Annotated in this window: 12 protein-coding genes; 8 read left to right on the forward strand and 4 right to left on the reverse strand. The window is 35.8% G+C overall.

Annotated elements, in window-relative coordinates; genetic code table 11:
* Window positions 1-127 precede the first annotated feature (127 nt).
* Window positions 128-784 (reverse strand): porin family protein, encoded by a 657-nt coding sequence (locus tag AC4AGG_RS13060; RefSeq protein WP_489772451.1) that lies wholly within the window; start codon window positions 782-784, stop codon window positions 128-130.
* Between the two features lie 147 nt (window positions 785-931).
* Window positions 932-1,891, reverse strand: coding sequence for a PhoH family protein (locus tag AC4AGG_RS13065; RefSeq protein WP_489772452.1), 960 nt, complete (start codon window positions 1,889-1,891; stop codon window positions 932-934).
* Between the two features lie 150 nt (window positions 1,892-2,041).
* Between AC4AGG_RS13065 and AC4AGG_RS13070 the strand changes: the two genes are divergently transcribed.
* Window positions 2,042-2,869 carry an SAM hydrolase/SAM-dependent halogenase family protein gene (locus tag AC4AGG_RS13070; RefSeq protein ID WP_489772453.1) on the forward strand — a complete coding sequence of 276 codons (828 nt, stop codon included), beginning with the start codon at window positions 2,042-2,044 and terminating at the stop codon, window positions 2,867-2,869.
* Between the two features lie 63 nt (window positions 2,870-2,932).
* Window positions 2,933-4,246: a dihydrolipoamide acetyltransferase family protein gene (locus AC4AGG_RS13075; protein WP_489772454.1), complete on the forward strand. Its 1,314-nt coding sequence runs from the start codon at window positions 2,933-2,935 to the stop codon at window positions 4,244-4,246.
* Between the two features lie 77 nt (window positions 4,247-4,323).
* Here the strand turns inward: AC4AGG_RS13075 and AC4AGG_RS13080 are convergent, their stop codons facing one another.
* Entirely contained in the window at window positions 4,324-6,183 is a 1,860-nt protein-coding gene (locus tag AC4AGG_RS13080; protein ID WP_489772455.1) for a SulP family inorganic anion transporter, read from the reverse strand.
* 180 nt (window positions 6,184-6,363) lie between these two features.
* Here AC4AGG_RS13080 and rpsF point away from each other — a divergent pair, with 180 nt between their 5' ends.
* The 3 genes from rpsF to rplI all read left to right on the forward strand — a co-directional run bounded on the left by rpsF (window position 6,364) and on the right by rplI (window position 7,715).
* Window positions 6,364-6,705 carry a 30S ribosomal protein S6 gene (rpsF, locus tag AC4AGG_RS13085; RefSeq protein WP_489772456.1) on the forward strand — a complete coding sequence of 114 codons (342 nt, stop codon included), beginning with the start codon at window positions 6,364-6,366 and terminating at the stop codon, window positions 6,703-6,705.
* Between the two features lie 31 nt (window positions 6,706-6,736).
* On the forward strand, window positions 6,737-7,039 hold the full coding sequence (gene rpsR / locus AC4AGG_RS13090) for a 30S ribosomal protein S18 (RefSeq protein ID WP_489772457.1): 303 nt from the start codon (window positions 6,737-6,739) through the stop codon (window positions 7,037-7,039).
* 169 nt (window positions 7,040-7,208) lie between these two features.
* Window positions 7,209-7,715 (forward strand): 50S ribosomal protein L9, encoded by a 507-nt coding sequence (gene rplI, locus AC4AGG_RS13095; RefSeq protein WP_489772458.1) that lies wholly within the window; start codon window positions 7,209-7,211, stop codon window positions 7,713-7,715.
* 82 nt (window positions 7,716-7,797) lie between these two features.
* Here the strand turns inward: rplI and AC4AGG_RS13100 are convergent, their stop codons facing one another.
* Complete coding sequence (locus tag AC4AGG_RS13100) at window positions 7,798-8,331, reverse strand: thioredoxin fold domain-containing protein (RefSeq protein WP_489772459.1); 534 nt, start codon at window positions 8,329-8,331, stop codon at window positions 7,798-7,800.
* An 82-nt stretch (window positions 8,332-8,413) separates the two neighbouring features.
* On the opposite strand from AC4AGG_RS13100, the gene AC4AGG_RS13105 reads away from it, so the two are divergent.
* From AC4AGG_RS13105 to AC4AGG_RS13115, 3 genes are read left to right on the forward strand one after another with little or no spacing between them, the layout of a single operon-like run.
* Window positions 8,414-9,292 (forward strand): lysophospholipid acyltransferase family protein, encoded by an 879-nt coding sequence (locus AC4AGG_RS13105; RefSeq protein WP_489772460.1) that lies wholly within the window; start codon window positions 8,414-8,416, stop codon window positions 9,290-9,292.
* Window positions 9,289-10,254, forward strand: a complete 966-nt coding sequence (locus AC4AGG_RS13110) for a glycosyltransferase family 2 protein (RefSeq protein ID WP_489772462.1) — start codon at window positions 9,289-9,291, stop codon at window positions 10,252-10,254. Before AC4AGG_RS13105 ends, AC4AGG_RS13110 begins: the two co-directional genes overlap by 4 nt.
* A 4-nt stretch (window positions 10,255-10,258) precedes the next feature.
* Window positions 10,259-10,816: a 3'-5' exonuclease gene (locus AC4AGG_RS13115; RefSeq protein ID WP_489772461.1), complete on the forward strand. Its 558-nt coding sequence runs from the start codon at window positions 10,259-10,261 to the stop codon at window positions 10,814-10,816.
* Window positions 10,817-10,925 lie beyond the last annotated feature (109 nt).

The raw sequence follows: 10,925 nt of genomic DNA on the forward strand, positions 1-10,925 counted from the left end.
TGAAACGTTAAAACAAATACAACCAATGATCTTAAAATATCAAAATTGCATAGATAATCTCAATGTCATATAAAAAAGGCATCGATTCTCATGAATCGATGCCTTAATAAATATCTAGATTAGATTTTTAGAACTTGTATCCAACACCTACTTGTAAGAAGCTATTTTTTAAACTTCCTCCATCTTCTTCTGCAAGATTAGAAACTCCAAAGTTATATCTTCCGTCAAAGAACAATCCACTCTCCAAATTATACTCTATTCCAATAAATGGTGCAAAGTTCATGCTTTTTACATAGCTATCAATATCTTCATCTTCAGACTCAGAATAAGTTTCCCCATTTATAGATTCTGTGTACTCATATTTGTTTTTTGCAGACATAATAAAACCAAAATTCAGACCTCCAGCAATAGCCAGGTTTTCAGTTGCATAATATTTTCCCATAAGAGGAACCTGCAATGTCCCCAACTTAACATCACTAGTCTCTTCATAACTACCAGAAACCGTAACCCCAAGAATTGTTTCCGAGTAACTTCCTGATTCTTTCATTTTTCCTCCTAATTCAGAATACAAAACTTCCCCTTGAACAGCAAACTTATCAGTAATCTTATACTCTGCTAGACCTCCAATATAGAAACTTGATTTACCATCATACTTTACATCTTCCTCACCATCATACTCAGCCTTTAAATTAGAAAGTGTATACCCACCTTTTACTCCAAATTTAACCTGTGCATTTAACACTCCGACAAGTGCCAAAGCACCAACTAATAATAATTTTTTCATGTTTTTTATTAAATTAAAATTCGCCGCAAAAATATACTAATTTTTCAAATTCGCAAATTTTTATGCATTTTTTTGGCAAATATCATGTCTTTACATAAACCTTTCTCGATTAGGTCCGTAAATCAAAAAATAATTTCGTGGATACAACTACTCTTCTCTCAATCTTTTTTCCTCGCTTTGATAGGCATTAATGATCTTTCTCACCACTGGATGTCTTACTACATCCTCCTCTGTCAAATGTATAAATCCAATTTCTTGCACTCCATGAAGGATGCGCATTGCCTCTTTAAGACCAGATTTTTGTTTTAAGGGCAAGTCCACTTGACTAGGGTCACCTGTAATAATAAATTTAGCGTTCATTCCCATTCTGGTTAGGAACATTTTCATCTGAGAATGTGTTGTATTTTGTGCTTCATCTAAGATGACAAAAGCTTCATCCAATGTTCGTCCTCGCATAAAAGCTAAAGGAGCTACTTCGATAACCTTTTTTTCTATAAAACCTTCCAATTTTTCGTGAGGAATCATATCCCGCAAAGCATCATATAGAGGCTGCAAGTAAGGATCAAGCTTCTCCTTAAGGTCACCTGGAAGAAATCCCAAACTCTCCCCTGCTTCAACAGCGGGTCTTGTCAAGATGATTCTCTTCACTTCCTTATCTCTCAATGCTCGAGCTGCAAGCGCAACGCTGGTGTAGGTCTTCCCTGTCCCTGCAGGACCAATTGCAAAAACCATATCTTTTTTCTCTACTTCCTTAACGAGTTTTTTAAGATTAGTGGTTTTAGCTTTTATTACTTTTCCATTTACACCTTTCACAATAATATCCTGCTCAAAAAGTAATTGCTTTTCGGTTTCATCTTTTACAGTCAAGATATTTTCGATATCCTTTAAAGTAATCGAATTATTCTTGGAAATAAAGCTGACAATATCTTTGAGTTTTTGGTCAAGAATATCCAACGCTTCCCTTGTTCCCATCGCGAAAATATGCTGATCTCTTCCCGTGATCTTAAGCGTTGGAAAACTAGATTTTATAAGATTAAAAAACTGATTATTAACACCGTAGAAGGTTTTAGTATCAATACCCTCCAATTCGTAGGTCATTTCAAACATGCATCACCAATTTTAGATTGTGTTCTAATTAATTAACGAGTTAAATTTAGAATTTTATTTTTAAAAATCACTCAATACTTATTCACATTCACTATAGATTTTAATTTTTAAGTTAAATTTGCAGTATCAAAAAACTCGAATTTTAAAAAAATGCCCACGATTACACTCACTACAGATTACGGACACAAAGATTATCGTGTTGCCGCAATCAAAGGGCAAATTTTGAATCTTAATCCAAAGATTAACTTCGTAGACCTATCGCACGAAATAAGCGCTTATAACCTTATTGAGACGTCCTATGTCGTGAAAAACGCTTATCATTATTTCCCAAAAGGCTCTGTCCATATTATTGGCGTGGACAGCTTCTATTCCAAACAAAGAAAATATGTTCTCTATAAAGCAGACGGGCACTATTTTCTAGCGGCGGATAATGGAGTCTTGAGTTTGATTTTTTTTGATATTCAACCAGAACTGATCTACGAAATCACCGCTAATAACCGTTTTGACGACGAGATACATTTCTCCATTGTCGATATTATGGTTCCTGCTGCAGTACATCTATGTAATAAAGGAATCCCGGATCTCATTGGGAGAAGTTACTCGACTCCAAAGGAACTTCAGTTTCCAAAAGCTGTATCAAATGACAATTCCATTGTTGGAGAAGTGATGTATATTGACCATTTTGGAAACGTAGTAACCAACATCACAAGAGAAATTTTCGATAAGAAAAATATTAACCATAATCGGTTTTTAATTAAATTCAGAAACTTGAAACTGGATAAAATATACGACTCTTACACCGACGTTGTTACAGATTGGGAAAACGAAGCAACAGCTTATGGTAGTCAGATGGCTATTTTCAATGACATCAATTTACTGGAGCTAGCGATCTATAAAGGCAGTAAAAAAAATGGAGCCAATTCTCTCTTTGGATTGAGAGTTGGAGACAAAATCATGATTGAGTTCCTAAAAAATTAAATTATTGAATTCCTAAAAAATTGAAAGGAATTTTTATATTTGTAAAATTCCAAAAATCAAAAAATGGCAGAATATCAATTATTACTTCCTTCCATGGGTGAAGGCGTGATGGAAGCGACCATCATCAGTTGGTTATTTAATGAAGGAGACACTGTTAACGAGGACGATTCCGTAGTAGAAATTGCAACCGACAAGGTTGATTCCGATGTCCCGACCCCAATTTCGGGGAAAATTATAAAAATCCTTAAACAAAAAGATGAAGTTGCAAAAGTAGGAGAAGCCATCGCTATTTTGGAAATTGCTGGTGAAGGAAACGCAACTACAGAAAGTCCTAAAACCGAATCAGCAACGCCAACATCAACAGTCGTAGAAACCAGTGTTGTTGCCGAATTAGAAAAGCCACTCCAGACCAATACCAACATCGAGTATTCTGGAGACCTATATCTTTCACCTCTTGTAAAATCAATTGCAAAAGAAGAGAACATTACAGAAGCAGAACTTCAATCTATTAAAGGAAGTGGACTAGAAGGTCGCATTACCAAAGAAGATATCCTTGCATTTGTACAAAACCGAACATCAGCTCCAGCTGCTGTTTCAACTCCAACAGCCGTTGCTACTCCTGCTCCAAAAGCAGAAGCTACAACCGCAAAACCAATCACTGTAAGCGCAGGAGACGAAATTGTACCAATGGACAGAATGCGAAAAATTATCGCCGAAAACATGGTGAAAGCTAAGCAAATTGCTCCGCACGTAACTTCTTTTATCGAAACTGACGTGACTAATGTTGTCAAGTGGAGAAATGCGCATAAATCAGCTTTTGAAAAACGTGAAGGAGAGAAACTAACTTTCATGCCTATTTTCGTCAAAGCAGTTGTTAAAGCTATCCAAGATTATCCGATGATTAATGTATCTGTAAATGGTGATAATATCATTAAAAAGAAAAATATCAATATCGGAATGGCGACTGCTCTTCCTGATGGAAATCTTATTGTTCCTGTTATCAAAAATGCAGACCAACTTTCACTTTCAGGTCTTGCAAAAGCCATCAATGACTTGGCATACAGAGCAAGAAACAAAAAATTAAGACCAGAAGATACACAAGGTGCTACTTACACGATTTCCAACGTTGGGAGTTTCGGGAACTTAATGGGGACACCTATTATTCCACAACCGCAAGTTGCGATTTTAGCGATTGGTGCTATTGTTAAAAAACCTGCTGTTTTGGAAACCAAAGATGGTGATGTTATAGCAATTAGAAATCTAATGTTCATGTCGCATTCTTATGACCATAGAGTTGTTGATGGTTCCTTGGGTGGAATGTTCCTAAAACACGTCCATGACTATCTCCAAAACTGGGATATGAATACAGAAATCTAAAAGATTGAAATTGAAACTCAGATAAATAAAAATGCTACCAATAACGGTAGCATTTTTTTATGTTCAGAAATTAAAATTTAAAAAACATCTTCAACATTATCTTCCACCCATTTAAGAGCAGATTCATTATCAGGAAAAACCAAATTCCCTGGCACTAAATCAGGAATAAGATTAATCCTTTCCATAAGATATCTGGGTTGGTCTTTGACTCCTACCATCAGAACAATAATCTCCCTCTGTCTTAAATCTACTAACGTATCCTCTAAAGTGAAAACACCACTTTGATCCATATAACTCACCTTGTTCATTAATAAAACAACACATTTGGCAGTATCGGGAATTTCAGAAAATTTTTGTTTAAACTCATCTGTAACTCCAAAAAACAAAGCACCTCCAATATCTTTGATATATACTTCCTCTTTCAAATTCTGAGGAATCTCCACACTGAGACTGTCATCGGATTCTGATTCAATTTCAGAAACGCTTTTTATTAGAGAGGATTTTGCTGTTAGATCTCCCATCTTTTTCATAAAAACTAAAGCTGAAATCACCATTCCTAATGCAACAGCTTCTATTAACCCAAGAAAAACAGTAAGAACCAAGACCAGAATCATTACAAAAGCATCTGCAATAGGAATCTTGCCAAGTGATCTAAGACCTTTGTAATCCATTACACCAATTCCAACGGTGATTAGAATTCCGGCTAGTACAGCTTTAGGAATCATTGAAGCCAATGGCCCTAACGCTAACAAAACAATAAGCAGTAATATCCCTGCAATCATTCCTGACAACTTGGTTTTACCACCAGAATTAATATTAACTACCGTCCTTATCGTTGCTCCAGCTCCTGGAAGTCCTCCAAAAATAGATGACATCGAGTTCCCAATACCTTGACCTATTAATTCTTGATTGCTATCATGTTTGGTTTTGGTCATATTATCAGCAACAACAGAAGTTAACAAGGAGTCAATCGACCCAAGTATAGCCAAGGAAATAATATCTGTGATGTGATGACCAACGAGCGAAAATTTAACATTGGTCAACATCTCCCCAACATATAGCTTTGGAAATCCCTGTGGAATTTGGTCTATCAAAGACAACTGCATCTTCATGACATACACGAGTAAACTGACAAAGAGCAACGCCACAAGTGTTGAAGACACTTTGGTGGTTACTTTTTTGAATCCATAAATAATACCTATAGTCAAAAGTACCATCCCAAAATGCAGATAATTAATATTTTTCAGTGCATTAGGCAAATACTTGACAGTACCAGCAGTTGTGCCCGCCTCTTGTTTTGCAAGATTTTTAGCTTCATCTTCAATCTCTTTAGGCGATATTTTTTTAGCATCCGCAATTGCATTTTCATAGTCGTGAAGCACCTTCACTCCATTATTTGACTCTTTTACCAAAAATTTATCCAAAATTCTTTCTTGGGCTTTTGGAATATATGTATCAACAAATTTAGCATCTTTCTCTGGCTGATATCCTAAGACTGGAAAAAGTTGAGTTACAATAATAATTACTCCAATTCCGCTCATAAAACCCGAAACAACAGGATATGGAATGTACTTGATATACTTTCCTATTTTTAAAAGACCAAAAACTACCTGTAAAAGTCCCGAACTGAGAAATACCATTAGAATAGTGGGTAAAGCCGATTGCAAATTACCATCAAATTCTTGCATGACCCCACTTATCACCAAATAAGAAACCGCAGTCATAGGCGCAGTTGGGCCACTGATTTGCGTATTGGTACCTCCAAAGAGCGAGGCAAAAAACGCAATGAATATAGCACCAAATAATCCTGCTGCCGCTCCCATCTCAGTTTGTTGTCCGAAGGCAAGCGCTAAAGGAAGAGCAACAATACCTGCTGTAATCCCTCCAAACAAATCACCTCTAAAATCCTTAAAGGATATTTTAAACACATCTTTCATTCCCATATTATTGTTTTTCTTGATTTTAACAAAAATACCAAAAAAATATTTAATGGGCGGAGCAGGAAGCTAAGAGACTGGCTTACACTAACAAATAAAAAACACTAATATTTTTCCTATTAGAAAAAAATCACTACTTTTGCACCTCGAAAAAATATTAATCAATTAATTAATTTTATTATGAACAATTACGAAACTGTTTTCATTTTAACTCCCGTTCTATCTGACGCGCAGGTGGAGGAAGCAGTAAAAAAATTCCAAGACTTGTTGACTTCGCACAATTGCGAAATCGTTGCGAAAGAAAATTGGGGTCTTAAGAAATTGGCTTACCCTATCCAATTGAAGAAGAACGGATTCTATACTTTGATCGAGTTCAAAGGAGAAGGAAACATTGTTGCAGAATTAGAAACTGCTTACAAACGTGACGAGAGAGTTATCCGTTACTTAACTACAAAATTGGATAAATACGGTGTAGAATACGCTGTTACCAGAAGAGCAAAACTAAAAACTGCAAAAGCTTAATTTCAATCCCAAATCTTTAAAAAATACCATTATGGCAATAGATGAAATGGCACAACAAGCCGCACAAGGAGGAGAATCAGAAGTAAAATTCTTAACTCCGATTGACATCAATACAAAATCAGAAAAGAAATATTGTAGATTCAAAAAATTTGGAATCAAGCATGTTGATTACAAAGACGCAGATTTCTTACTTCAATTTGTTAACGAACAAGGTAAAATCTTACCAAGAAGATACACTGGAACTTCTTTGAAATATCAAAGAAAAGTATCTTCAGCTATCAAAAGAGCAAGACACCTTGCTTTGATGCCTTACGTAGCAGATTTATTAAAATAAAAAAATTGCAATTAGCCATTAGCAAATCGCTTTTGGCTTTTTGTTGCTGAATCAATAATTAAAATTCTAACGATTTAGATAAGAGATAAAAGATAATAGATAATAGATTTTTATTAATCTTGATTCTTGCCTCTTTGTTCTTGCCTCTAAAACTAAAACGGACAACAACATGGACATTATTCTAAAAAAAGACGTAGAAAACTTAGGACTAGAGTTTGATATCGTATCTGTAAAACCAGGTTACGCTAGAAACTTCTTAATCCCTCAAGGATACGCTGTTTTGGCAACGCCAAAAGCAAAAACTCAACTTCAAGAGACTCTAGAATCTAGAAAAGAAGAAGAAGCTAAGTTAATCGCTGAAGCTAACGCTAAAGTTGCTCAGTTGAAAAACACTCCACTTTCTATCAAAGCTAAAGTGGGAACTGGTGACAAACTTTTCGGTTCTATCAACAATGCTAACCTTTCTGAAGAATTAGCTAAAGCAGGAGTGCAAATCGACAGAAAATACATCAAAATTCCTGGTAACACTATCAAGAGAACTGGTAAATTTTCTGCATTGATGAGACTTCACAGAGATGTAGAATATAATTACGAATTCGATATCGTTTCTGACGCACCAGTTGAAGCAGCTCCTAAAAAAGTTGAAGATAAACCAGCTACTACTGAAGAAGCATAAGAAAACATTCAGTTTTCTGACAATAAAAAAACCGATTCTGTTGAATCGGTTTTTTTATTTATCTCAATTGATTTCTCGGCTATTATTGATAAGCCCAAGCTTTCAAAAATTCTTTGGTCTTCTCTAGGTCATACCCCTTCTTTCCATCTTCCAACACTTCACTGCTTTGTACTTTGACAAGTTCTCCATTTTTGTTAAGAACAATAAAAACTGGATAACCATACTTTTCTCCAGGATTACCATATCTCGCAAAAACTTCCGAATTCTTGTTTTCCGGTGAAAAATTAAGGTGATAATAAATCAGCGCATTCTCAGTCATCTCTTTCAATTCTTTATTCTCTTGTCTGAAACTCTCGAATCTACGACACCAGATACACCAGTTCCCTCCTGCTTGCAAAATAATATTCTTCTCTTCTTTTTGTGCAATTTTGATTAATTCAGCAATTTTTTTATTAGCATCCTCCGTTTCATTATAAGGCTTAGGAAGTGTAGCTTTTTCCAACTTTGCGGCCTCAATAGCTGCTGCTTTATCTTTTTCAGTTTGGGTCTGTGCAAAGCCTGTTGCTGTTAATCCTAACAACAATATTGCCGACATCATATATCTGGTACTTTTCATAATTCAAAATTATTATAAACTTGACAAATTTAGAAAATTAAAATTTCTATTCGTCCAATAATTCATAAATTTGCAACTCTTTATGAAAATTGTCTTCCAAATAGTTCTGCTCATCTCCCGACTGCCACTGAAAGTCTTATATGGTTTTTCAGATTTTATATTTTATGTAATCTACTATGTGGTCAGGTATAGACAAAAAGTGATACTGGAGAATTTGAGAAAATCCTTTCCCGAAAAATCCGAAAAAGAAATCACAGAAATCTGCAAGAAGTTCTACCGTAACTTTTGCGACTACTTGGTAGAAACGATTAAGTCTTTTACCATTACCTCTGATGAACTGAGAGTAAGAGTACAACATATCAACCAACACGTCTTTACAGATGCCAAAAAGGACGGGCAAAATATGATTATGCTCTGTGGCCACGTTTTCAACTGGGAATGGTTTAACGCTTTCTCAACCGCCGTTCCTCAGAAAAATTGTTATCCGGTCTATCGGAAGATGCAAAGTCCTTTTTGGGACGAAAAAATTCGTCAAATTAGAAATAGCTACGGAAACCAATCTGTCGAGGCTAACGATGTCATCAGACACATCTTTCGTACTCCTAACGACGGAGACTCAATCTATTTATTTGTAGCAGACCAAACGCCTAACCACAATCATATAGATTATGGGCTTGAGTTTCTGCATCAAGACACGCCTATTTTCCTCGGTTATGATAAGCTTTCGACGAGAATGGACTTGTCTTTTGTCTATTGTGATATGAAGAAGGTAAAACGCGGATTTTATCAAGTTAATTACTATAAAATTGAACCTGACCAAGAAAGATTTGAGTCGTTTGAAGTGGCGATTAAATTCCATCAACTTCTAGAAAACACCATCAGAAAAAATCCTGATAACTACTTATGGAGCCATAGAAAATGGAAATACTCCAATATCATCAAAAGAATGATACAACAGTGAAAATATCAATCGTAATACTGAATTGGAACGGAAAAAACTGGCTGGAAAAATTTGTTCCGACCGTCATCCGCTATTCAGAAGGAGCAGAAATTGTAGTCATTGATAACGCGTCGACTGATGACTCGGTACATTTTCTTGAAACCACCTTTCCTCAAGTTAAAATTGTCTTTAACAAAGAAAATCATGGATTCGCATCTGGTTATAACGAAGGTTTGAAGTCCGTTGATGCCGATATTTACTGTCTTCTCAACTCCGATGTGGAAGTAACAGAAAATTGGATTGTGCCAATCAAAAATCTTTTTGAAAGCCATCCGAACATTGCAGCAATACAACCCAAAATATTGAGTTATCACCACAAAGATAAGTTTGAATTTGCTGGTGCTGCAGGTGGAATGATTGACAACCTAGGCTATCCATATTGCAGAGGTCGTGTTTTTGATGACACCGAAAAAGATAACGGACAATACAATGACACCGCAGAAATTTTTTGGGCTTCGGGATGTGCTTTTTTTGTTCGATCCAAAGACTTTTGGGAACAAAATGGTTTTGATGGACGTTTTTTTGCACACCAAGAAGAAATTGATTTGTGTTGGAGATTTCACAATACGGGCAAAAAGGTATATTATACCCACGAATCGGTAGTTTATCATGTTGGCGGAGGAACACTAAGTAAACAAAGCCCAAATAAGACTTATCTCAACTTCAGAAACAACCTCATGATGCTTCAAAAAAACCTTCCCTTCCCAAGGTTGGTTTGGCTGATTTTCTTCCGTTTGGTTTTGGATGGTGTTGCAGGCATCTATGTTGGAATCAAAAACGGATTTCCTCACCTTTGGGCAATAGTCAGAGCCCATTTTGGATTTTACAAAGAGATATTTCGAACTAGAAAGTTGAGACAAAATCATCAAATGAAGAATTATTACCAAACTAAATGGTTAATTTTTAAACATTATTTGAAGTAATATCATGTTAGATTTCTGCGCTATTGACTTCGAAACCGCAACACATGAGCGACATTCAGCGTGTGAAATGGGTATTTGCTTGGTCGAAAACGGAGAAATCATCGAAACCAAAACTTGGCTCATCAAACCTCCAAGTTATCCCTATTTTCATCCGAGAAATATTGAAGTTCATGGCATTCAACCAAGTGATGTTGCTGATGCACCTACTTTTGATGAAATCTGGCACGAAGCTCAAGACCTTCTTTATGGAAATATCATGATTGCTCATAATGCAGGCTTTGACGCCGGAGTTTTGCGCGGTTGCCTAGATTATTATGGCTTTTTCAAACCTAATATCAACTATCTATGTAGCATTCAGTTAGCGAAAAAATCTTGGAAAGGACTGAAAAGTTATAGCCTCAAAAACCTTGCGAACGAACACCATATCCAATTTCAACACCATAGAGCTGGTGACGACGCCGAAGTCTGTGCGCAGCTTTCTCTACTCGCCTTCAATCAATTGATGTTGACACGTAACGACGAAGTTGAACAAGTGCTCAAAAGCAACATCAAGAAACTCTAAAAAAATTGAATTTTATCGAAACCACAATTTATGGTAATGTACTGAAAAATAGTTGGTGGATTTTACAAAAAATATGATTAAATTCTGCGTGTTAATCTGAAGAGAAAAA

The sequence above is a fragment of the Chryseobacterium sp. CG10_8 genome (assembly GCF_058117085.1).